Below are 22,536 nucleotides of genomic sequence, written 5' to 3'. Positions count from 1 at the left end.
CGGCTAGGCGATGAGGGACTTGAGCATGGTGGCCGGATCGGCGGCCCGTTCCGGGTCGATGGACTTGCCGGCGGCCAGGGCCTGCTTGACGGCCATGAAATCCAGCGGGGCGTTGACGGCATCGGCGGCAATGATGCGCCCGCCGCGGTAGTAGAGGACGGTGAACTTCCCCTTGTCGGGGTCGCGGCGGATGACCGTGGATTCGAAGCCGGTGGACAGCCCGGCGATCTGCAGTTTCATGTCGGCCTGGTTGGACCAGAACCACGGGATGCCGGCGTATTCCTCGCTGCGTCCCATGAGCGAGTAGGCGGCGACCTTGGCGTGCTCAATGGCGTTGTTCACCGACTCGAGACGGATGCGCTCACCGGCCGGTGCGCCGGGAACGGGGTTGGGCATGTTGGCCACGTCGCCGACGACGATGGTGGTGCCGTCGGAGGCGAGCGCCCCGGCGTCCACGACGATGCCGTTGTTGATTTCCAGTCCCAGGGCCTCGCCGAGCTCGGTATTGGGGATGACCCCGATGCCGACCAGGACGATCTGGGCCGTGATCTCGGACCCGTCCTCGAGGCGCACCCCGCCCACGGCGCCGTTGCCGTCGTCGAGGATCTGCTCGATGCGCGCCCCGATGCGGATGTCCAGGCCGCGCTTGCGGTGTTCGGTGAGGAAGTACTCGCTGGTTTCGGTGCCCACAGCCCGGCCCACGAGGCGCTGCCCGTACTCCAGGACGGTGACGCGCTTGCCCATGGCGGCCAGTGAGCTGGCGGCCTCCAGGCCGATGAACCCGCCGCCGACCACGACCACGTCGGTGGTGGCGGGGGCAAGTTCCTTCAGCCGCAGCGCGTCGTCCGCATTGCGCAGGTAGACCACCCCGTCCAGCTCGGCGCCGGGGGCCTCGAGGTGCCGCGGTCGGGCGCCGACAGTCAAGGCCAGACGCTGATAGGGGTAGGTCGTGCCGGAGGTGCCGCGGGCGATTCCGCTGCCGTCGGTGTTTGAGTCCACGGACTCGATCCGCTCGCCCTTGATCAGGGTGATGTTGTGTTCGATCCAGTAGTCGTTGGTGCGGAAGATCAGGGATTCGGAACCGACCTTGTCCTGCAGGAATTCCTTGGACAGGGCCGGGCGCTGGTAGGGGCGGTGGTCCTCGTCGCCCAGCAGCGTGATGTGCTCGGTGTAGCCCAGGGCGCGCAGCGAGATGGCCAGCTGCACCCCGGACTGCGAAGCGCCGACGATCAGCAGGCCGGTGGCGGTTCCCGCCTCCGGTGCGTCGGCCCCGGCACGGGAGGGAACGGTGGCGGTGTCCATGTCCTAGACCTGCGTTTCGGGGGTGGTGACGTGGAGTTCCTGGTCCTCGCAGAGCCGTATCTGGCAGGAAAGCCGGGAGTTGTCCTCGCGGTCAACGGCGGTGCCGTAGAGCATCTCGTCCTCCATCTCGCCCATGGGTTCCAGGCTCGGCAGGTCGGTTTCGGCAACGAAGACGTGGCAGGTGGCGCAGGAGAGCGAACCGCCGCATTCGGCGACGATGGCGGTGACGCCGTTGCGCACCGCGGTCTCCATGACCGAGTCGCCGGTGTTGGCGTTGATGGTGGTGGTGGCACCGGCTGCATCGGTGAAGTGGACTGTAGGCATGAGGATCAATCGACCTTTCTAGATGAACTGGCGGCCACCGTCGACGACGAGCGTCTGACCGGTGATGAAGGAGGAATCGGGACCGGCGAGGAAGAGCGCGGCCCCCACGATGTCTTCGGGCTGGCTTGCCCGCTTGAGCGCACCGCGGTCGACCCCGTAGTTTTCGGCGTTGTCCATCAGCCCGTAACTGGCCTCCGTAAGGGTGAAGCCCGGGGCGATGGTGTTGACGGTGATTTCGCGCCGGCCCAGTTCCTTGGCCATGACCCGGCTCAGGGCGATGACCCCGCCCTTGGATGCCACGTAGTGGGCCCACTGCTCGGAACCGGAGTAGACGGTGGCCGAGGCCAGGTTGATGATGCGCGAGCCGGCTCCCAGGTGCGGGCTCAGCGCCCGGGCCATCATCCAGGGCCCCTTGAGGTTCACCGCCATGACCCGGTCCCATTCCTCGAAGTCGATGTCCTCGAAGGGCGAGCGGGTGACGGTGGCGTAGATGGCTGCATTGTTGATGAGCACCTGGACCTGGCCGCCGGCGAAGCCGGCAGCCTTTGCCGCGAGCGCGTCGGTGGAGGCGGGGCTGGTGACATCGACGGTGAAGGCCTCGGCCCGGCCGCCGGCGGCCCGGACCATTTCTGCTGTCTCCGCGGTTCCGGCAGGATCGATGTCCGCCGCGGCGACCGCATAGCCGCGCCGGGCGAATCCGAGGGCGAAGGCCCGGCCGAGGCCTCCGGCGGCGCCGGTGACCAACACCGTGCCCGGCGGGGTGTGTGCTTCGGTGCTCATTGTCTGTACCGGGGGCCTTTCACTGGGGCGAATGCTGTGGGGTGGGGAATCGGGGGTAGGTGGTGGGCGGGGCCTTGGGGTGCCCCGCCCACCTTTGGATGTCCGGAACCGCTATGGGGGGAAGCGGTCCTAGACGTGTGTGTGGGAGTGCGCCCCGGGGCCGGTGACCACGGGCGACTCCTCGAGGATTTCGACGGTGCCCTTGGTGCCGTCCACGCGCAGCATCTGGCCGGTGCGGATGGTGGTGGAGGCGCTGCCGGTTCCGGTGACGGCCGGCAGGCCGTACTCGCGGCAGACGATGGCAGCGTGGCTCATCATCCCGCCGATGTCGGTGACCGTGGCCTTGATCTTGCCGAAGATCGGGCCCCAGCTCGGGGCGGTGATCGGGGCGACCAGGATCTCGCCGGCCTGCACGTCCGAGAGGTCGTCCGCATGCATGACCACGCGGGCCACGCCCTCGACCAGGCCGGGGGAGGCGGCCATGCCCTTGAGTACGCCCGACTCGGAATCCTCGTCCCCGCCCAGCCACTGCTGGACCTGTTCGGTGGTGATGCCCCAGAGCATCCGGGTGAACGGTTCGGTGATGGCCGAGGGCGGGGTGTTCAGCGCCGGGGCCGGCCGGGCGGTCTTCAGTGCGTCGATGATGCCGCGGCGGCGTTCGATCTCCTGTGGCCACACCACGTTGCCGATCGGGTCGCCGGCGCCGATGCCCCAGGAAGTGACCAGGTCGAAGAGCACGTCGCGGACCTCGTTGCGGCCGAGGTAGAGCATGTCCTCGGGTTCGTTCCAGAGGCCCTGGGCATGCAGCATGCGGGACAGTTCGCGCACCTTGCGCCAGAACACGCCCATGGTCCAGTGCTCGATGTAGAAGTTGTGGTTTTCCACGTACGGGTAGGCGGTGGCGGCAAGGGTGCGCTTGGCGTCGAAGACCTCGCGGACCTCGGGATCAAGCAGGTCCCGGTACTCCTCGACGATGCGGTCCTTCTCGGCGATCAGCTTGTCGGTGGGGCGCAGGATGTTCGCCCCGCCCTGCAGGCGGTGGATGTAGTCGGCGATGAAGCCGAGCGGGATCTCCTGGTGTTCGATCCAGTACTTGTCGTGCCCGTAGAAGCCGTTGCCGATGGTGAAGTTGAACCACGGGTCCTTGGCCTCCTCCCAGCGAGCCAGCCAGCGCTCGCCGGAGGGGGAGTCCGCGATCGCTGCCAGCGTGGCTGCCGGGTCGTCGGTGTTGGAGAACGCGCCGGACAGGTCCAGTTCCACGGCCAGTGACGCGAGTTCCTTCAGTTCGTCGTCGGGCTTGAACAGTTCCATGTCCACGCCCTGGACCATGGTAGCGATCGACTGGTCGGGGATGTTGGGGAAGACCTCCTTGCAGAAGTTGAAGAAGTCCAGGTAGGCGATGTAGCCCAGGTTCAGGAACTCGAAGTGGTACTGCCAGTTCTGGTAGCAGAGCTGGATCAGCCGGTCGTAGTTCTCCAGCAGCACCTCCGAGCCGTCCTTGGCCTTGCCGGAAAGGATGTCCGCCATCGGAACCTGCTCGGGCAGGGCCTCGAAGCTGAGGGTTTCCATCTCGCTGATGGTGCCCTTGACCTTGACGTGCCAGGCCTTCAGCAGCTCTTCCCAATTGGCGAAGTAGTGGCCGATGCGGGCCTCGAAGTCAGGGACACGGGCGGCGATCTGCTCGCTGGGCACCGGAAGCGGGGACATGTAGAGGTAGCCGAGGTGGATGCGGAAGTCGATGCCGTTGGCGTTGGGGATCATCAGGTGTCGGGCGTTGTACTGGCCCAGGCACTTGACGGCGAATTCCCCGCCGATGGTCTCGAACGGCTTGAAGACGGTGGGCCAGTGCTGGGAATCGCAGAACCAGAACTTCTCGTCTTCCTCGGCCTTCAGTGCGTCCTGGAAGACCAAGTAGTACGGGTAGAGCTCCTCCCAGCCCTCGGCGCCCGGGGGAACCTGGAGATCGGAAGGCTTGGGAAAGGATTTCATGCTCATGGTGGTGGATGCCTTTCAAAAGATGCTGCTGCGGAGTTGGGGGAAAAGCGGCGAACGGTGGTGGGTGGAGCAACGCTAGGAAGCGGTGTTCATCAGCGCGGACGTGATCGAGGAGAAGTTGAAGCCCGAACCCAGCCCGAGGGCGGCGGCATAGCCGCCGCCGGTCGGCTTCACCGTGGACTTGGACGAGTGCACGGTCTCCGGGCGGGACTGGAGCAGGAGCAGGTTCTCGCCTTCGGGCAAATCGGCATCCAGCGCCCACTCGATGTCCTGCGGGCAGCCGTAGTGCTTCTCGGCGCGCTTGGCCAGCTGCGCCACCAGGGCCAGGTCCACATCCGAGAGGCAGCGCACCGCGCGGCGCTCGTCGCTGACCTCGACCTCCACCAGGGAGTTGGTGGCCGGGTCGGGAATGAGTTCGGCGTGCTTGGCCCCGATGTGCTCGGTGATGATGGCCAGGGTGACCTTGTCCAGCTGGATGTTGTCGGGTGTGACCGTGCCCGAGACGACCATTTCGCCGACCCCGTAAGAGGCGTCGATGGTGATCTTGGAGCGGTCCCCGTTGGTGGGGTCCAGGGTCATTGCCACGCCGGCTGCGGCGGAGTTGACCATCTTCTGCACGACGACCGCCATGGACAGTCCCTCGTCGGGGATGTTGTTCTTCAGCCGGTACAGGATGGCCCGAGAGGTGTAGAGCGAGGCCCAGCAGGCACGGATGTGCTCGGTGACCGCATCGTAGCCGTTGAGCCAGAGGTAGGTGTCCTGCTGCCCGGCGAAGGAGGCATCGGGCAGGTCCTCGGCGGTGGCCGAGGAACGCACCGCCAGCGGCACCTCCGCGGCGAAGTTCGCCTGCAAGGTGGCGTAGGCGTCCTGGGTGACTTGGCGCAGGGCGGTGGGCACCGGGCGCTGGGTGATCATGGAGCGGATCGTGGCGCTGGCGGCGTCCACCGCGCCCACGTCCTCCGGGTCGACGCCGGCCAGCAGGGCGTTGACTTCGGCGGTGATGCCGCCTTCCATGAAGGCGTCGAACGCCGCGGTGGTGACGACGAATCCGGGAGGCACCGGCATGCCTGCTGCCGTCATGGTGATGAGCGAGGCGCCCTTGCCGCCGAGGTTTTCCAGCTTCGGTTCGGCACCGCCGTCGAAGAATTCGATGAAGTCGTTGTTGCTCATGCCTGGGATTCCTTCCAGCTCACGTTGACGTATTCGGGGACGCGGAAGGACAGGTTCTTGCGGAACTCGATGCCCTCGCCGTCGATCAGCTCAAGGCCCGGGAGCCTGGCGGTCAGTTCCTCCAGGGCGATCTTGGCCTGCAGCTTGGCGAGCATGTTGCCCAGGCAATAGTGGATGCCGAAGCCGAAGGAGAGGTGTTCGCGGGCGTTGGTCCGGGTGATGTCGAAGGCTTCGGGGTCCGCGAAGCGGCCTTCGTCGCGGTTGGCCGCACCCATCAACAGCAACAGCTCGGCGCCTTCGGGGATCTTGACCCCGGCGACTTCGGTGTCCTTCAGGGCCTTGCGGCGCCAGCCGACGATGGATCCGGCGTAGCGCAGGACCTCGTCGATGGCAGCGGGGATGGCCTTGGGATTTTGGACCACTTGCTCCCAGGCCTCGCGGTGGGCCAGAAGCACGCGCACGCAATTGGAGATCAGCGTGGTGGTGGTTTCGTGGCCGGCGAAAAGCAGGGAGTAGAGCAGTGAGGCGATCTCGTGGTCGGTGATTTCCGCGCCCTCGGACTGGGCCTTGACCAGGTCGGCGGTGAGGTTGTCCCCGCCATGCTCGTGGGCGTGGGCCACGAGGCGCATGCACTCGGCCCAGTACTCCACGAGGTTGTGGGCGTGCGGGATTTGCTCCTCGTCGCTCAGGTCGCCCCAGGTCATGGCGGCCCGCGAATCGCTCCAGCGCTTGTAGGTGTCGACCTGGGAGACATCGGCGCCGATGAGGGTGAGGATGGTGATGGTCGGGATGGCGTAGGCCAGGTCCTTGACGATGTCGCCGGTGCCCGACTCGCGGGCAAGCATGGCCTCGATCGATTCGATGACGTTGGCGCGGATGGAGGGTTCCAGGGCCTTGAAGCGGCGCGGGGTGAAGGCTTTCTGGGCGATGGCCCGGATACGCGTGTGCTCCGGCGGGCGGCGGGCCGAGAGCCCGGAGTAGGTGGTGAAGCCGCCGTCGTTCATGATTTTGGTGGCCTGCGGGCCGCGCTTGCGCACCGGAGCCTGGGCGTTTTCCGAGGAGAAGGTTTCCCAGTCCTCAAAGACGGCCTTGACGTCGTCGTAGCGGGTGACCACATAGAGCCCGACACGTTCATCGAACATCACGGGTTGTTCGTTGCGGAGGTTCGTGTAGGAGGGAAACGGGTTTTCCATGGTGAACGGTTCAAAACCGTGGTGGTCGGCCGGTGCCGTGGCGCCGTGCCCCATAGGGCAAACCCCGGCTGCAACATTGCTGCTGGACATGGAACGGACTCCTTGAGGAAAGAAGATCGGGGTTGCGCTGACCGATTGTGGGCTGCGCAACATTCATTGCCTCAAGTGTTACCCATGACACACGCCAGGGGTGCTGAATGTTTCCCACTCAGTGGAAACTAGTTCAGGGCTGGGGTTCGGCGGGAGGCCGGGGGGCGCTTCCGGTGACGCTGCCCAGCAGGGTTTCCAGCGGAATATGTGCCGTGGCCGCCTCGATGCGCTGGGAAATGCCCCTGAGCACGGGCAGGTGCCGGGTCATGGTGCTGGCGTTGGCGGAGGGGACCACGAGTCCGATCGAGCAGCCCAGGCGGCCGGTGTGGAAGACCGGCACGGCAATGGAGCACGAGCCGATGATGACCTCCTCCTGGGTCGTGGCGTAGCCCTGCTCCCGAACCTGGGCGAGCTCGGCCCGCAGTCTGGTCGGGTTGACGTGGGTGTGGCCGGTGACGGTGGCCAGTGGGCGGTTGAGGTAAGCGTCGGCGACCCAGTCCTCGGAATACGCGAGGATCACCTTGCCCACCGCGGTGGCATGCAAGGGCAATCGGCCGCCGACACGTGAGGCGCGCGGAACCCGCTTGGAACCGTAGACCCGATCGATGTACAAGGCCATGTTGCCGTCCCGTACGGCAAGCTGGCTGGTTTCCCCGGTCAGGGAGAACATGTCCTGGACGAAGGGGCGGGCGGTGTCGCGCAATTGGCGCCCCGCATTCTGGGCGATGGCCCACAACCGCAAGCCAAGCTGGATCCCTCCGTTGGGTCCGCGGCTGAGCATGCCCCACTCGACCAGCTCGCCCACCAACCGGTGGGTGGTGCTCAGCGGCACGCCCGAGGCCTCGGCGATTTCGGTCAGGCTCAGAGCCCGGCGCGATGTTTCAAACACTTCCATGATGGCAAGGACCTTGGAAGTCACGGTGCTTCCGGGCACTCGGTTTCCACCTGCCATCTACGGTGTCCTTTCCATCTGCCGCGCCTATTTTGCTCGCACCTTTGAGTGTAGGCGAGGACCCTCGGAAGCGGCCGGCGGAGACGGAGACGGAGACATAGAGTCCTTAGTGCACCGCGTGAAGTTCCCGGCTCCGCGGCCAGAGGTTGGCCTGCTCCAGGGCGATGAGTCCGTTTGCCATGGTGATTGCCTCGGGAGTGAAAAGCTTGCCCAGCACCCGCGAGGCACACAGGCGCAGGGCCTGACCGCGGTGCAACCCGAACCAGTCCATGACGGTGTCCAGTCCGTGCGGGGACAGCCGCCACAACTTATCGGCGTCCTTGACGATTTCGTCGTCGGGGTTTAGCGCATGGGAGCGGGAGTCATGCCCATCGATGATTGCGGCGACCTGATTGATCACCACCGTATCCACGCGGAGGGAATCCAGGATCTCAGTTGCCAGTCGCGCGCCCTCCTTTTCGTGCTGCAACACCAGCTCCGGTCGTCCGCCGCCGGGGGCGATAGCGGCGAGGACGAGCCCGGGCTCCACCTGCGACCAGCCGATGTCGTGCAGCATCATCGCGGGCAACACCACGCCGGGATCGGCCTGAGGGCGCTGATGGAGGAGGGCGGCGGCCAGGGAAAGGGAATAGAGGGTATGTGCGTCGTTGTCGCGCACCGCCAGCAGATCCCGTGCCCGGCCCCAGATTTCGCCCAGCAACGGATGGGTCTCAAAGAGATCGGGCAGCGGCGGCGGAATGTACTCCGAGCTGTCGAGCCCAAAGTGGTTGGCCTGGGGGTGAATTTTAACCATGGGCACATGCTTGCACCAACGCACCGCAAACCCAAGGGGTGGTTTCCGGGCAGTGGAAACCTCCGGCAACAACCGGCCGGGATTGGGCCATGATGTGCTTTGCCCGCCGGCATTGCTGGATTAAATGGTTGAGCACCGGCCGGAAGATTATGGGGGATTCTTCCGACCGGTGCTCTCATCACTCGCACCTCCAAGAGGTAGATACGACTCTAGGGAATGATTCTGGACATTTCATGGACAACGGCATCGCGTTTCATGTGATTATCTGCGCGCGTGCCTACTGGGTATGGGAGAAATGCATGCTGCCGCGCCGGCCGACCAAGACCGCGGACAGGATGATGCCCAGGACCGCGAAGGCACAGGTCATCCACCAGGTGGAGGACCATCCGCCGGTGCCCATGGCCAGCCAGGCCACGATCATGGGGCCGGTGAAATTGCCGACGTTGTAGATCTGCTGCATCAATCCCATGGCAGCCGGGGCCGAACCTCCCTCGGGGGCCAGGTCCACCGCCATGCGCGTCATGGTTGCCGGGATCATGGCTCCGGAGAAGGAGAAGAACCCGACGCAGGCGACCTGCCAGGCCAGGCCGCCGGGAACCGGCGACCAGTCAATGGCGAAGGTCAGCAGGCTCGCTGCCGCCATCAACACGAAGGAAACGAACAACAAGGCGCGGGCCGGGGCGCCACGCTGGAGCAGTATGCCGGTGATGATGGCGCCGACCCCGTTGAGCCCGCCGACGATGGCCGACAAGACCCCTGCATGGGTGCCGCTCAGGCCGCTTTCCCCGTAGAGCGTGGGCAGGAAACCCACCACCGCCATCCACTGGACCGTGTAGCAACCGAAAACCACCCCTGCGAGCCACACCTTGGGCGATCGGGCGGTGATGCCGATGCGCCCGGCCGCGGCCTTGGCCCCTCCGGCGCCGGCGGGTTGGTCCCTCGGGACCAGGCGCAGCACCAGCGGGATCGGCACCAGGCTGACGGCCGCCATGACCCACCACCACATCTGCCAGGTGCCAACTTGCAGGAAGAAGGCGCTGGCGATCAATCCCACGAAGGTCGCGGTGCCCTGGTAGGCGCTCCAGCAGCCGACGGCCATGTTGACACGGCGAAACGGTGCATGGCGGCGGATCAGCCCGGGCCCCACCACGGTGGCCACAATGAACCCGACGCCCTCAATCGCCCGGGAGGCCAACAGGGTGTTCGCGCCGATCGACAAGGCGCCAAAGACCGAACCGGCGCTGAGGAAGAGCAACCCCAGGATCAGGGTCCGGCGCTCGCCGATGACCTCGGCCAGCAGCGACACCGCCAGGCCGCCGACCATGCCGGCCACCTGAACGACACCCAGCAACACCCCGGCGGCCAGCAGGGACAGACCCAGGTCCTCCTGGATCAGGGGAAGGGCCGCGGGAAGCTTCCAGATATGAAGCGCAGCGGTGATGCCCGCAACCACCACCACAATCCAGGCGGCATTGCCGCTGGCGGTGCGTCGGAGGCTGGGTTGGGTCATGGTCAATGGAAGAGGTCCTTCGTTGGGCAGTTGATCGGATTCTTCCATGGCGGTGATCCGGAACACGAAGATGTGTCGTCCGCGACCGGGTGCTGTACTGCCCGCGGCCCCCCGGATTCCGTCAAGACCTTGACCACCCGCCCGGCGTCCGATGGAATGGCAAGCAGGAATCCAGACCAGCGAAGGGTATTCGATCATGTCCCCGGAACCAGGCACCACGGCAGCAACCGGCAAACACACGACCAACGGGGTGCCGCACGGTTACACGGCACTGACTCCGTTCATCGTGGTTGACCCGGCACACGAGGCCATCGAGTTCTACCGCGACGTCTTCGGTGCCACGGTGCTCTCGGTGATGCCCGGCGCCCCGCGGGAGGATGGCAGCGCCACCATCGCCCATGCGGAACTCGATTTCGGCAATGGCTTCCTGCAGCTCTCGGACCCGCAGCCGGGCTACGGGCTGGTCGCGGCCGATGCACAGCACACCAACAATTCCATCGGCCTGTACGTCGAGGATGTCGATGCGGTCTTTGCCCGCGCCGTGGAGCGAGGCGCCACCGCGGTGGAACAGCTCGCGAATTTCGTCTCCGGCGACCGTTTTGCCACCCTGGCCGATCCATTCGGAAGGCGCTGGAACGTCATGACGAGGGTGGAGGACCTGTCCCGGGAGGAATCCGAACGCCGGGTCGCCACTTGGCTTGAATCGTTCAACGCCACGGGCACGGAATAGAGGTAATTCCCGCGTCAGCCGATGGAGCTGCCGGCCTGGACCTGCAGCATGTACGCGCCCGGGTTCATCCCGGTGACGGCCTTGAAATCCCGGGTGAAATGCGCCCGACTGGCATGGCCCGACGCAGGGGCCGGACGCACCCGTGCCCCGGTGCCTCCCGTTGCGGGAGTGGCCGGGGCACGGGTTCGTGGCGTGCGGGGCGCTACTGCACGTGGGCGCCGGAGGCGTTCTCCACCTTGTGTGCGGTGCGGCCCAAGAGGTGCGTGGGCACCTTGTAGGTTTCCTTGGCCGTCAGCGCGGAGACCGAGGCGATCAGCGCGATCACAACGGTGAAGAGGCTGATGACCACCCAGCCGCCGGGCTCCAGGCCGCCCAGGGCCGCGACGATGGACGGGGCGAAGCCAGCCATCAGGAAGCCGAGCTGGGTGCCGATGGCCAGGCCCGAGAAGCGGACCTGGGAGGAGAACATCTCCGCGTAGAAGGAAGGCCAGACGGCGTTGGTGGCCGCGTAGGCGCAGGAGAAGACCAGCAGCGAGAGCGCGAACTGCAACAGGGTGTTGCCGGTTTCCATCGAGCGCAGGTAGAAGGGCATGAATGCAGCCGAGCCCAGGGCACCGTAGATGAACACCGGCTTGCGTCCGATCTTGTCGGCGAGCTTGCCGAAGAGCGGCTGGGTGAACAGGGCACCGATGTTGCCGGCGACCACGAGCCACAGCGTGATTGATTCATCCATGTTGCCGATGGTCTTGCCGTAGGAGATGGCCAGCGTGCCATAGACGGTTGACACCGCGGCGATGAAGGCGCAGAAGACCACGCGCAGCACGTCGCGCCAGTGAAAACGGATCAGCACGCCCAGGGGCAGCTTGGCGATCTCGTTGTTCTTCTTGGCGTTCTCGAACTCCGGGGTCTCGTGCAGCGTGCGGCGGATGAAGAAGGTCACGAGCACGACCACCGCGGAGAGCCAGAACGGGATGCGCCAGCCAATGCCGTACTTGATCTCGTCGGGCATGGCCACCACGGGGATGAAGATCAGCGCGGCAAGGATCTGGCCGCCTTGGGTGCCGGTCAGCGTCCAGGAGGTGAAGAAGGAGCGGCGGTCATCGGGCGCGTGTTCCAGGGTCAGCGAGGATGCCCCGGCCTGCTCGCCCGCGGCGGAGAGTCCCTGCAGCAGGCGTGCGAACACCAGCAGGGCCGGGGCCCACCAGCCGATCTGGTCGAAGGTGGGCAGGCAGCCGATGGCGAAGGTTGCGGCGCCCATCAGCACCAGGGTGAACATCAGGACCTTTTGCCGCCCGATCCGGTCCCCGAAGTGGCCCAGGATGACCGCGCCGATGGGACGGGCGACATAGGCGAAGCCGAAGGTCGCCAGGGACATGACAGCGGCATTGGCGCCGGCGTCGGGGAAGAACACGTGCGGGAAGATCAGGGCTGCGGCGGCGCCGAAAATGAAGAAGTCGTAGTATTCGACGGCGCTGCCCATGAAGCTGGCCAGGGCGGCCTTGACCGGCGTCCTGCCCCCGGTGCCGGGCGCGTCCTGCGCCGGTGGTTGCGTCGTGTTTGGCATCGGGTACTCCTAGGTGTGACGGGAAAATTGAGGGGGAACTCAACGTGTCTGCGAGATCGTTGTGCGCATAGCGTACAGTTGTACGAATTGCGTACAACCATTAGAGTAGAGCTAAATCACACCCAAGACAATCTTCCCGCGAAAAATCTCAAGGACTGGAACACTCATGAGCACCACCACGCAGTCGTACCTTGTAGGCCTGATCGGGGACGGGGTCATGCCTTCGCTGACCCCGCCGATGCACGAGGCCGAGGCGGACGCCCACGGATTGCGCTACCTCTACCGGCCGATCGACCTGGCCGGGATCGGCAAGGACGCCAACGAGGTGGGCGACCTGTTGCGGGCAGGCGCCATGCTGGGATTCAACGCCTTCAACATCACCCACCCATGCAAGCAACTGGTGCTCGAACACCTGGATGAGATCAGCGACGAGGCCCGGGCCATCGGCGCGGTCAACACCGTCGTCATCCGCGACGGCAGGTTCCACGGCTACAACACCGACGCCTCGGGCTTCTCCTGGGCCCTGGCCAACGGCCTGCCCGGGGCGAGGCTGGACACCGTGCTGCAGCTGGGCGTTGGAGGAGCCGGCTCCGCGGTCGCCTACGCGCTGCTGGACTCCGGGACCAGGGAACTGCTGCTGGTGGATCCCGAGGCGGCCCGCGCCGCCGAGCGCGCGGCGACGCTTGCCATGCAGTTCCCGGACCGCACCATCCTGGCCTGCACCCCGGACCAGGTCCCGGCGCTGCTGGGGCGCGTGGACGGCGTGCTCAATGCCAGCCCCGTTGGCATGCACCACCACCCGGGGGTGCCCCTCGATGTCGACGGGCTCACGCCGGAGCACTGGGTGGCCGACGTGGTCTACCGCCCGGTGGACACCGAACTGATCCGCGCGGCCCGCGCCCTGGGCTGCCGCACCCTGGACGGCGGGCACATGGCCGTGGGCCAGGCCGTGGATGCCTTTTCCATCATCACCGGCACCACCCCCGACACCGCCCGGATGCGCAACCACCTGCTGGCGATGCTGGAGGCGGGACTCTAATGCGCACCTCCATCGCCACCGTCTGCATCTCCGGCACGCTCGAGCAGAAGATGCTCGCCTGCGCCAAGGCCGGCTTCGACGGCATCGAAATCTTCGAACAGGACCTCACCGTCTCGCCGATGTCCCCCGAGGAGGTCAGGGCCCTGGCCCGCCGCCTGGGCCTGACGCTGGATCTCTTCCAGCCCTTCCGCGACTTCGAGGGCGTGGACGCGCAGACGCTGGCCGCGAACCTCGCCCGGGCCGCGGCCAAGTTCCGGCTCATGAACCGCCTGGGCATCGACACCATGCTGCTGTGCTCCAACGTGGGCACCGCAACCATCGACGACGACGAACTCTTCGCCACGCAGATCCGCGCCCTGGCCGAACTCGCCGCCGAACACGGGGTGAAGATCGCCTACGAGGCGCTGGCCTGGGGCAAGTACGTGAACACCTACGCGCACTCCTGGCGCATCGTGGAAATGGTGGACCACCCCAACGTGGGGCTCTGCCTTGACTCCTTCCACATCCTCTCGCGCGGGGACGACCCGGCGGGCATCGCGGACATCCCGGCCCAGAAGATCTTCTTCGTGCAGCTGGCCGACGCCCCGGTGCTGTCCATGGACGTGCTGTCCTGGTCCCGCCACTACCGGGTGTTCCCCGGCGAGGGCGGCTTCGAGCTCGATGCCTTCATGGGCCACCTGGTGCGCTCGGGCTACGACGGGATCGTCTCGCTGGAGATCTTCAACGACGTCTTCCGCCAGTCCAACGTGGAGCGCACCGCGGTGGACGGGATGCGCTCGCTGATCTGGCTGCAGGACCGGACCGCGGCCCACCTGGGATCCGGTGCCGCCGGCTACCCGCTGGGCCTGGCCGCGCTGCCCGGGGCGCAGGAGCCCACCGGCTTCGACTACGCGGAGATCCGCACCGAGGACCCGGAGGTCGTCGCCGGGATGCTGGCCCAGCTGGGCTTCACCTTCCGCGGCCAGCACCGCCGCAAGCCGGTCACGCTCTGGAGCGCCGGGGACGCACGGATCATCATCAACACCCAGCGCAGCCGCGGCATCACCGCGGAGGTCTCCGGCTTCGGCATCCAGGTGCCCGACGCGGCCCTGGGCACCAAGCGCGCCACCGCGCTGAAGGCCCCGGCCGTCCCGCGCCACCACACCGTGGGCGAGCAGCCGCTGCACGGCTTCACCGCGCCCGACGCCACCGAGGTGTTCTTCGGGACCACCGCCGACGAGCCGGCCTGGGCCGCCGAGTTCGGCGACGGGACCAAGCCCGCAGATCCCGGGGGCATCACCGGGATCGACCACATCAACCTGGCCCAGCCCTGGCAGGCCTTCGACGAATCGGTCCTCTTCTACACCTCCACCCTCGACCTCACCGCCCGCCCGGGCACCGAGGTGCCCAGCCCCATGGGCCTGGTCCGTTCCCAGGTGCTGCGCACCGATGACGGCGCCGTGCGCCTGGCGCTGAACATCGTGCCGCACGGGTTGGAGGACACCCGCGAGAGCGCCCCGCGCTATCCCGAGCACATTGCGGTGCACACCGATGACATCATCTCCCTGGCCCGCCGCGCGGTGGCCGCCGGCATGGATTTTTTGGCCGTGCCGAACAACTATTATGAGGACCTGGCGGCACGCTTCGGCCTCGACGGGGAAACCCTGGCGCAATTGCAGGAATTGAACCTGCTCTACGACCGGGACGAGCGCGGCGAGTTCCTGCATTTCTACACCGAAACCGTGGGCTCGATGTTCCTGGAGGTCGTTGAGCGCCGCGGCGGCTACGACGGCTACGGGGCACCGAACGCACCGGTGCGCCTGGCCGCGCAATTCGAACGCAACCGCCTGATGGCGTACTAGGGAAGAACAAGGGGAAGTGGTGAGCCATGGCCGAGCAGCCTGACTACTATGTGAAGTCGGCGGAGAAGACGCTGGCGGTGTTGCTGGCGTTCGATGCCGCGCACCCGCTGCTGACGGTGACCCAGGTGGCCGAGGCCATTTCCGTCTCGCGTGCCGCGGCCCGCCGCTTCCTGCTCACCCTGGTGGACCTGGGGTACCTGGAGGCCGACGGGAACGCCTTCCGGCAGACCCCGCGGGTTCTGGACATCGGCGCCTCCTACCTTTCCGGGCTGACCCTGCCCCAGGTGGCCCGCCCGCACCTGCAGGCCCTGGCCGCCGAGCTCTCGGAGACCACGGCGCTGTGCGTGCTCGATGACCAGGACATCCTGTACGTGGAACGCGTCTCCGCGCCGCGCATGCATTCGATGAACGTGTCAATCGGCAACCGGCTCCCGGCCTGGGCCACCTCCATGGGCCGGGTGCTGGTCGCCGAGCTGCCGGCGGCGGCGCGCGAGGAGTTCCTCTCCAACGCCAGGCTCACCCACTACACCGCCAAGACCGTGGCGAGCATCGACGAGCTGCGCGCGGAGCTCGACACCGTGCGCGCCCAGGGCTGGTCGCTGGTCGCCCAGGAACTGGACGAGGGGCTGCGCGGGCTGGCGGTTCCCGTCTACCGGGGCGCGCAGCTGCTCGGTGCGCTGAACGTCTCGGTGCAGCCAGGACGCATCGGCTCCACCTCTATCACCGATGAGATGGTGCCGCTGATGCGCCGGGTCGCCCAGGACATCGCCGACGACTTCGGCGGGCGCACCGCGGCGGGAAACTGATTCCCCGGCCCTAGGGCGATTCCGTGAAGTCGATGCGCATAACCAGCCGGCGCGGGGTCGGGTGGCTGACCTCGCCGAATCCGGCCTCCTCGAAGATCGACCGGCTGCCCACGAACATCTCGCCCCACATGGGCTTCCTGCCCTCGGGCAGGAGCATCGGATAGCCCTCCACGGCGCGGGCCCCGCGCCCGCGGGCGAAGTCCACCGCCGCGGCGGCCATGGCCCGGCCGACGCCCAGGCGCCGGTACCCGGTGCGCGTGACGAAGCAGACCGCGGCCCAGATGTCGGGGTCCTCCTTGTCCTCCTCGCGCCCTGCCCAGGGGACCTTCGAGGCGAGCAGCCGCGGGTAGGCGGTGCGCGGCTCGATGGCGCACCAGCCGACCGGCTCCTCGTCGAGGTAGCCGACCAGCCCGCTCGTTTGGGCGGCCCGCGGTTTTCCGCATGCCGTCTGGGCGCGCAGCCGCTCGGCCCGTTCTTCGTCGGTGAGCGCGCCGAAGGCCTTGCCGGGATTCTGGAACCACTGGCAGCGGCAATGCCCGGGATCGCCGCGGGTGCCAAAGATCTTCTCCAGGTCCTCGCTGCTGGCCTGGTTTGCGGGCACCACGCGCAGGTCCGCGGTCTTCGTGGAGTCCTGGTGAGTTTCCATCTGCGCGCTCTCCCGCGATTGGTGGCATGGGCCTGCCGCGGTTCGGCCGGCTCCCTGCTTTCGAGACTGCCAGCGTCGCAATCCCGGGTCAAGGTCAGGGGCCGGACACGGAAAAGGGGATGGAAGGTCGTGCCCTTCCATCCCCTTGCCCAGGTCGTGCCCTCCGGGCTACTTGGCCTTCTTGGCCGCGCCCTTCTCGGTGCGGGCCTCAGCGTTGGACAACTCGCCCTCGCTGTTTTCCAGGTGCGAGCGCATGAACCACTGGAACTGCTCCAGTTCGCCGGTCTGGCCGATGAGGATGTCCTCGGTGATCGGGTCCAGCTTGCCGACCTCCTCGATGGTCTTGCGCATCGAGGTGATGACCCCGGTGTAGACCAGGTCAAGGGCGGCAAGGTGCTCGGTGGTGCTGGCCCGGCCGATCTCGTAGTCGTCCCAGCTGCGTGCCGCAACCAGGGCACCGGGCAAGCCGTTGGGGGCCACGCCCATGGTGGCCATGCGTTCGGCCAGGGCGTCGATCATGGCCCGGACCAACTCGATCTGCGGGTCAAGCATTTCGTGGACGCCGATGAAGTCGCGTCCCACCACATTCCAGTGCGCGTGCTTGAGGGTTAGCTGCAGGTCGTTGAATGCGTGGATCCGCATCTGCAGGGCGCCCGCGACCTTGTGGCCATTGGCCAGGCTCATTCCCGGAACCGTGAATCCTGCGTTGCTCGATGTCTTTGCTGCCATTGATGCCTCCTCGATAACTGACTGCTGGGCAGTCTTCCGTGGATATCCATGTGATGTAGCGGTACTTAGGAACGTATCACGCACCCGGAGCGAAACGCCCGGGGATTTCGCGAATAGAAAACAATGGTGGGTTAATTCCTGCGTCGCTGTCGTTCATTCCGCCGGGAGCTTCGAGCGCGGGGTGACGACCCGCGGCAGGACGAGCAACAGGAAGAGTGCGGCAGCCATCAGGATTCCGCCCACGAGCAGGCCCGCTTGCCAGCCGTGCAGGACCTGGACGACAAACCAGACGCACCCGGCCACCAGCACCCCCACGCCCACGACGACAAGCCTGGAAATGATGTGGCCTAGGTGGACGGTGGTGGCCTTCAGCTGCTGGCCGAAGAAATGGCGGTGCACGGCCACGGGGGTGACCAGCAGGAGGATCACCATGGCCGAGGCGACAAGCAACACCAAATAGAACCTCTCATCGGGCACCTCCAGGGTGTCGAAGCGGGATTGGAAGGGCAGGACCACCAGGAAGGCCGCGAGGATCTGCGCACCGGTCTGCATCACGCGCATCTCCTGAAGCAACTCATTCCATTTGCGGTGCAGCTCCTCGTCGCTGTCCTCGGACTTCTTGGCGGTGTCGGTGTGCTTGGCCATGGCGAACTCCTCTGCGGGGGGACGGTTTGTGAAAAACATTATGCGACGCATCGCGGCAGGGCATGGCAACACGACAGGTTCAGCCCCGAAACCGTGGCACGGCTGGAGATCGGGCGGGTGCCGGCCCTAGGGTGGGGAAGGTGAACAGCAATGGGCAGGACACCGAGTACACCCCGGCACCAAGCACGCACGACGGTTTCGTCCACGTGCGCGGCGCCAACGAGAACAACCTGCAGGACGTCGAGGTGCGCATCCCGCGCGACGCCATCGTGGCCTTCACCGGGGTGTCCGGCTCCGGGAAATCCTCGCTGGCCTTTGGCACGATCTTCGCCGAGGCACAGCGACGGTTCCTTGAATCCGTGGCACCCTATGCGCGCCGGCTCATCGCCCAGGGCCACACGCCGAGGGTCGAATTCATCTCCGGCCTGCCCCCGGCCGTGGCCCTGCAGCAGCGCCGCGGAACCGCCAGCTCCCGATCCACCGTGGGCACGCTGACCACGCTGTCGAACTCGGTGCGGATGCTGTACTCCCGGGCCGGGGACTACCCGGAGAATGCCCCGCGCCTGGACTCGGATTCCTTCTCGCCGAACACCGCGGTGGGAGCGTTCCCCGAATGCCACGGGCTGGGTGTTGCCCACAACGTCACCGCCGACTCCCTGGTTCCGGACCCGTCCCTGAGCATCCGCGAGGGCGCCATCGCCGCCTGGCCGGGTGCCTGGCAGGGCAAGAACCTGCGCGACATCACCACTCACCTGGGTTATGACGTGGATGTGCCCTTCAAGGACCTGCCCCGCACGGTGCGCGACTGGCTGTTGTTCACCGATGAACAGCCCGTGGTGGAGGTGGTGCCGCAGCGCGACAGGGTGGCAAAGCCCTACAAGGGCCGTTTCTGGAGCGCCCGGCGCTATGTGCTGCACACCGTGGCGGATTCCAAGTCCGAATCGATGCGCGCCAAGGCCCTGCAGTTCATGGAAACCGGTCCCTGCCCGGCCTGCTCGGGCACCGGCTTCCGCCCCGAGGCCCTGGCCGTGGGATTCGCCGGGCTGGATATCGCGGCCTTCAACGCGACCCCGCTCGATGCGCTGGCCGCGGTGCTGCGTCCGGTCGCCGGGAACCGGCCTGGTCCCGGCGGGGAGCCCGCCCTCGAGGTCGCGGCCTCGATCGCCGCTGACCTATTGGGGCGCATCGAGGTGCTGACCAGTCTGGGCCTGGGCTACCTGAGCCTGGACCGCGGGACCCCGACGCTGTCGCCCGGGGAAATGCAGCGCTTGCGCATCGCCACGCAGCTGCGCTCGGGCCTCTTCGGGGTCATCTACGTACTTGACGAGCCGTCCGCCGGCCTGCACCCGGCCGACGCCCGGCCGCTGCTGGAGGTGCTCGAGGCATTGAAGGCCGGCGGGAACTCCGTCTTCGTGGTGGAACACAACATGGAGGTGGTCTCCCGGGCCGACTGGATCGTTGACGTGGGTCCCGGCGCCGGTGCCGGGGGCGGCCGCGTGCTCTACAGCGGCCCGGTGGCCGGACTGTCGCAGGTGGAGGCATCGGTGACCCGGCGTTTCCTGGGGCCTGCCTCCGGAGCCGAGCCGGCGCGGACGCCGCGCACGGCCGGGCACTGGCTGGAACTGGACGGGATTTCCCTGCACAACCTGGCGGATCTTGATGCGCGCTTCCCGCTGGGCGTGCTCAGCGCCGTCACCGGGGTTTCCGGATCCGGCAAGTCCTCGCTGGTCAGCCAGGCATTGGCGCACGGGCTGGCGGATGTGCTGCGCGGCAGCGGCCCCCACGGAGCGGTCGGTGCCGCGGAGCCCGGGGACCTCGAGCCGGAAACCTCCGACTTCAGGGCAACGGTGCGCGAAGTGCGCGGAGCCGGGCGGATCGACAGGATCGTGGCGATGGACCAGAAACCCATCGGCCGCACTCCGCGCTCGAACCTTGCCACCTACACGGGCCTCTTCGACGCCGTGCGCAAGGCCTTTGCCGACACGCCGCTGGCCAGGCAGCGCGGCTACGGGGCCGGACGCTTTTCCTTCAACGTTGCCGGCGGGCGCTGCGAGAACTGCCTGGGCGAGGGCTACCTGGAAGTCGAGCTGCTTTTCCTGCCCGGCAGCTATGGGCCCTGCCCGGTGTGCCACGGTTCGCGCTACAACACCGAGACCCTCGAGGTTACCTACGAGGGCAGGAACATCGCCGAGGTCCTTGCCCTGGACGTGGATGCCGCCGCGGAATTCCTGGCCGGGATCCCCGCCGCCGCCCGGTCGCTGCAGACGCTGCGAGACGTGGGACTGGGTTACCTGTCCCTGGGCCAGCCTGCCCCCGAACTCTCCGGGGGCGAGGCCCAGCGCATCAAGCTGGCCACCGAGCTGCAGCGCGCCCGGCGCGGGCACACGCTCTACCTGCTGGACGAGCCCACGACCGGCCTGCACCCGGCGGACGTGCAATTGCTGCTGGGCCAGCTGCACCGGCTGGTCGAGGAGGAGAACACCGTGGTCGTGGTCGAACACCACATGGACGTGGTGGCAGCCGCCGACTGGGTCATTGACCTGGGCCCGGACGGCGGAAACGCCGGAGGGAAGATCGTCGCGACGGGGACCCCGGAACAGCTGGCGGTGCATCCGGGCTCCCGGACCGCGCCCTACCTGGCCAAGCGCCTGGGAATGGCGGCGTCGAACGCGCCGTAAGCGGCGAGCGCCGCACCGCGCGCTCGCCGGTTGGCCGCGGCGGCTCAGGCGGAGAAGCCCAGGTCTCGCCGGTGGTTCTGTCGCATCACGTGGCGGATGCGCCCCACGGTGCTGGGCGTGAGGACCTCATCGATGTGCTTCTGCAGTGCCCGCGCCTGCCGCCCGGGGTCGGCCGGGCAGCCACCCTTGCGCAGCTGCCGGGCCACGTGCGCCGCGAGCGCGTCCTGCGCGTAGGCGATGAAGGCCTGCGGGCGGGCGGCGCGGATCATGTCGAATGCCTCGATGGGGGAGTGGCCGCGGTCCAGCAGGATCGCGAACCCCATGGACGGGCCGCGGTTGATGCCCATGTGGCAGTGGGCCAGCACCTTTCCTCCGTTGCGCACCGCGAGGCGGGCGAAGCGGACCCCCTTGTCGAAGACCTCCGGTGCCACGACGTGGCCGGCGGCGTCGGTGGTGCCGACCGAGAGGTACGAGATTTGGGCGGCTTCCCAGATCTCGGTGTCGTCATCCTCGATGCGCAGGTCCACCACGTGGGTGATGCCGAGGTCGATGATCTCGAGCACCTGGGCGACCATGACGCTGTCGTTGCCATCCAGGTCCCCGCCCACGGCCAGGTCGTTGGTGACCCAGTTCAGGTTGGCGCGCATGTCACTGGCCCGTGTCCTTGCGCTGGCGCTCGGTGAAGACGGATTCGGCGAGGACCTCGTCCCAGTCCGCGCCGCGGCGGGTGGCCCCGCGGACCGCGGTGGTGAGCTGGCTATATGCCTCCATGGCCTCCGCGGCGGTTTCCCGGGTGTAGGTGATGGATCGCTCGCGGGCAATGCCCAGGCTCGCGCCGACCTCCACGGCGTCCTGGTCGCAACCCATGTAGGAGATCACCCACTTGTCGACCTTTTCCTGGGTCTGGATCAGCTCGCGGACGGCCCGGCGCGAGTACTTGCGCGAGGAGTTTTCCTCACCGTCGGTGGCGATGTTGAAGTGCACGACGCCCGGGCGCTTGTCCGACGGCATCGCGGCGATGCGCTGGCGGGTGTCGGAGATGGTCCGGGCAATGGCGTCGAACAATGCGGTGCCGCCGCGCGGTTCCAGCACGAAGGGAGGTACCTCGGCCAATGGCTTGTCGAGGTAGACGTCTTCATACTCGGTGTCGAACTGGTGCAGCGAGGCCGTGGCGCTGCCAGGTTCGGCCTTCTGCTCGGCAACGTAGGCGTTCAGGCCGCCCTCGATGTCGTGCTTGATGTCGTACATGGAGCCGGAGCGGTCAAGCAGGAAGACGAGCAGGGCGGTGTCTTTGTCGGACATGGCGAGTGCCTTTCGGGAAGTGGCGCGAGTTTTAGGTGGAGCGCCGGGGTTTGAAGGTCATGGGCCCGGTAGGCGCGGGGCGCCCGGTTTCCGAGTCGTAGCGGGCCCGCTCGATGGAGGAGCTTGACACCTTGCCGCCCGCGTCCGTGTAGCTGGAGAGCTGCGAGGTGCGGGCCAGCCGCGGGGGGACCGCGTTGGGAGAGAGCCCGGCGCGGACGGCCACCGAACGGATCGATGCGCCCTCGAGGGCGGCCTTGGCCATCTCCTCGTTCAACGCGGCATCGATCAGTTCGCGGACCTCTCCCAATCGTTCTACGGCCGCCAGCGGGTCGGAAGGGACATCCCCCAGGAGCTGGCGGGCTTCGTCGATCGGGGTGCGCTTCTTCTTGTTCATAAACTCATCATGCGCAGTTTATGAGCATGTGTCAATAGTGCAAACAAAACATT

Annotated in this window: 21 protein-coding genes; 5 read left to right on the top strand and 16 right to left on the bottom strand. The window is 67.0% G+C overall.

The features are described 5' to 3' along the window. Positions 1–3 precede the first annotated feature (3 nt). The 9 genes from AC6CHY_RS01900 to AC6CHY_RS01860 all read right to left on the bottom strand — a co-directional run bounded on the left by AC6CHY_RS01900 (position 4) and on the right by AC6CHY_RS01860 (position 10,109). Positions 4–1,302 (bottom strand): NAD(P)/FAD-dependent oxidoreductase, encoded by a 1,299-nt coding sequence (locus AC6CHY_RS01900; protein ID WP_498225235.1) that lies wholly within the window; start codon positions 1,300–1,302, stop codon positions 4–6. A gap of 3 nt (positions 1,303–1,305) precedes the next feature. Beyond that, positions 1,306–1,626: a 2Fe-2S iron-sulfur cluster-binding protein gene (locus tag AC6CHY_RS01895; protein WP_217387280.1), complete on the bottom strand. Its 321-nt coding sequence runs from the start codon at positions 1,624–1,626 to the stop codon at positions 1,306–1,308. 18 nt (positions 1,627–1,644) lie between these two features. After that, positions 1,645–2,406: an SDR family NAD(P)-dependent oxidoreductase gene (locus AC6CHY_RS01890; RefSeq protein WP_498225234.1), complete on the bottom strand. Its 762-nt coding sequence runs from the start codon at positions 2,404–2,406 to the stop codon at positions 1,645–1,647. 129 nt (positions 2,407–2,535) lie between these two features. After that, a complete protein-coding gene (locus AC6CHY_RS01885) occupies positions 2,536–4,401 on the bottom strand; it encodes a PEP-utilizing enzyme (RefSeq protein WP_498225233.1) in 1,866 nt (621 codons plus the stop codon). Positions 4,402–4,476: 75 nt separating this feature from the next. Beyond that, positions 4,477–5,571 carry a PEP/pyruvate-binding domain-containing protein gene (locus AC6CHY_RS01880; protein ID WP_498225232.1) on the bottom strand — a complete coding sequence of 365 codons (1,095 nt, stop codon included), beginning with the start codon at positions 5,569–5,571 and terminating at the stop codon, positions 4,477–4,479. Further along, complete coding sequence (locus tag AC6CHY_RS01875) at positions 5,568–6,854, bottom strand: cytochrome P450 (RefSeq protein ID WP_498225231.1); 1,287 nt, start codon at positions 6,852–6,854, stop codon at positions 5,568–5,570. The genes AC6CHY_RS01880 and AC6CHY_RS01875 overlap by 4 nt, the downstream gene beginning before the upstream one ends. Positions 6,855–6,987: 133 nt before the next feature. Further along, positions 6,988–7,806 carry an IclR family transcriptional regulator gene (locus tag AC6CHY_RS01870; protein WP_498225230.1) on the bottom strand — a complete coding sequence of 273 codons (819 nt, stop codon included), beginning with the start codon at positions 7,804–7,806 and terminating at the stop codon, positions 6,988–6,990. Positions 7,807–7,912: 106 nt separating this feature from the next. After that, a complete protein-coding gene (locus tag AC6CHY_RS01865) occupies positions 7,913–8,599 on the bottom strand; it encodes an HD domain-containing protein (RefSeq protein ID WP_498225229.1) in 687 nt (228 codons plus the stop codon). 277 nt (positions 8,600–8,876) lie between these two features. Then, positions 8,877–10,109: an MFS transporter gene (locus AC6CHY_RS01860; RefSeq protein WP_498225228.1), complete on the bottom strand. Its 1,233-nt coding sequence runs from the start codon at positions 10,107–10,109 to the stop codon at positions 8,877–8,879. Between the two features lie 196 nt (positions 10,110–10,305). On the opposite strand from AC6CHY_RS01860, the gene AC6CHY_RS01855 reads away from it, so the two are divergent. After that, entirely contained in the window at positions 10,306–10,839 is a 534-nt protein-coding gene (locus tag AC6CHY_RS01855; protein ID WP_498225227.1) for a VOC family protein, read from the top strand. 202 nt (positions 10,840–11,041) lie between these two features. On the opposite strand, the gene AC6CHY_RS01850 is transcribed toward AC6CHY_RS01855, so the two are convergent. Next, a complete protein-coding gene (locus AC6CHY_RS01850) occupies positions 11,042–12,403 on the bottom strand; it encodes an MFS transporter (protein ID WP_498225226.1) in 1,362 nt (453 codons plus the stop codon). Positions 12,404–12,569: 166 nt separating this feature from the next. Between AC6CHY_RS01850 and AC6CHY_RS01845 the strand changes: the two genes are divergently transcribed. Genes AC6CHY_RS01845 through AC6CHY_RS01835 form a run of 3 tightly spaced genes read left to right on the top strand, consistent with a single transcriptional unit; the run spans position 12,570 to position 16,089 of the window. After that, positions 12,570–13,442 (top strand): shikimate dehydrogenase, encoded by an 873-nt coding sequence (locus AC6CHY_RS01845; RefSeq protein ID WP_498225225.1) that lies wholly within the window; start codon positions 12,570–12,572, stop codon positions 13,440–13,442. After that, entirely contained in the window at positions 13,442–15,283 is a 1,842-nt protein-coding gene (locus tag AC6CHY_RS01840) for a bifunctional sugar phosphate isomerase/epimerase/4-hydroxyphenylpyruvate dioxygenase family protein (RefSeq protein ID WP_498225224.1), read from the top strand. Before AC6CHY_RS01845 ends, AC6CHY_RS01840 begins: the two co-directional genes overlap by 1 nt. 26 nt (positions 15,284–15,309) lie before the next feature. Continuing rightward, positions 15,310–16,089 carry an IclR family transcriptional regulator domain-containing protein gene (locus AC6CHY_RS01835; RefSeq protein ID WP_217387292.1) on the top strand — a complete coding sequence of 260 codons (780 nt, stop codon included), beginning with the start codon at positions 15,310–15,312 and terminating at the stop codon, positions 16,087–16,089. Between the two features lie 10 nt (positions 16,090–16,099). Here the strand turns inward: AC6CHY_RS01835 and AC6CHY_RS01830 are convergent, their stop codons facing one another. The 3 genes from AC6CHY_RS01830 to AC6CHY_RS01820 all read right to left on the bottom strand — a co-directional run bounded on the left by AC6CHY_RS01830 (position 16,100) and on the right by AC6CHY_RS01820 (position 18,109). Next, positions 16,100–16,735, bottom strand: a complete 636-nt coding sequence (locus AC6CHY_RS01830) for a GNAT family N-acetyltransferase (RefSeq protein WP_217387293.1) — start codon at positions 16,733–16,735, stop codon at positions 16,100–16,102. 168 nt (positions 16,736–16,903) lie between these two features. Continuing rightward, the gene (locus AC6CHY_RS01825; protein WP_217387294.1) at positions 16,904–17,464 is read right to left on the bottom strand and encodes a Dps family protein; all 561 of its coding nucleotides are present in this window, start codon (positions 17,462–17,464) and stop codon (positions 16,904–16,906) included. A 153-nt stretch (positions 17,465–17,617) separates the two neighbouring features. Then, positions 17,618–18,109: a DUF6328 family protein gene (locus AC6CHY_RS01820; RefSeq protein ID WP_498225223.1), complete on the bottom strand. Its 492-nt coding sequence runs from the start codon at positions 18,107–18,109 to the stop codon at positions 17,618–17,620. A gap of 140 nt (positions 18,110–18,249) precedes the next feature. Between AC6CHY_RS01820 and AC6CHY_RS01815 the strand changes: the two genes are divergently transcribed. After that, on the top strand, positions 18,250–20,787 hold the full coding sequence (locus tag AC6CHY_RS01815) for an excinuclease ABC subunit UvrA (RefSeq protein ID WP_498225222.1): 2,538 nt from the start codon (positions 18,250–18,252) through the stop codon (positions 20,785–20,787). A gap of 44 nt (positions 20,788–20,831) precedes the next feature. Here the strand turns inward: AC6CHY_RS01815 and AC6CHY_RS01810 are convergent, their stop codons facing one another. From AC6CHY_RS01810 to AC6CHY_RS01800, 3 genes are read right to left on the bottom strand one after another with little or no spacing between them, the layout of a single operon-like run. Continuing rightward, positions 20,832–21,434 carry a protein-tyrosine phosphatase family protein gene (locus AC6CHY_RS01810; protein ID WP_498225221.1) on the bottom strand — a complete coding sequence of 201 codons (603 nt, stop codon included), beginning with the start codon at positions 21,432–21,434 and terminating at the stop codon, positions 20,832–20,834. A 1-nt stretch (position 21,435) separates the two neighbouring features. Beyond that, positions 21,436–22,089: a VWA domain-containing protein gene (locus tag AC6CHY_RS01805; protein ID WP_498225220.1), complete on the bottom strand. Its 654-nt coding sequence runs from the start codon at positions 22,087–22,089 to the stop codon at positions 21,436–21,438. 31 nt (positions 22,090–22,120) lie between these two features. After that, complete coding sequence (locus AC6CHY_RS01800; RefSeq protein WP_498225219.1) at positions 22,121–22,483, bottom strand: hypothetical protein; 363 nt, start codon at positions 22,481–22,483, stop codon at positions 22,121–22,123. Between the last annotated feature and the right edge of the window lie 53 nt (positions 22,484–22,536).

Source organism: Paeniglutamicibacter sp. GQ140 (assembly GCF_059759235.1).
The sequence above is the reverse complement of the archived record's forward strand: the minus strand, read 5'-3'. Positions and strand labels throughout refer to the sequence as shown.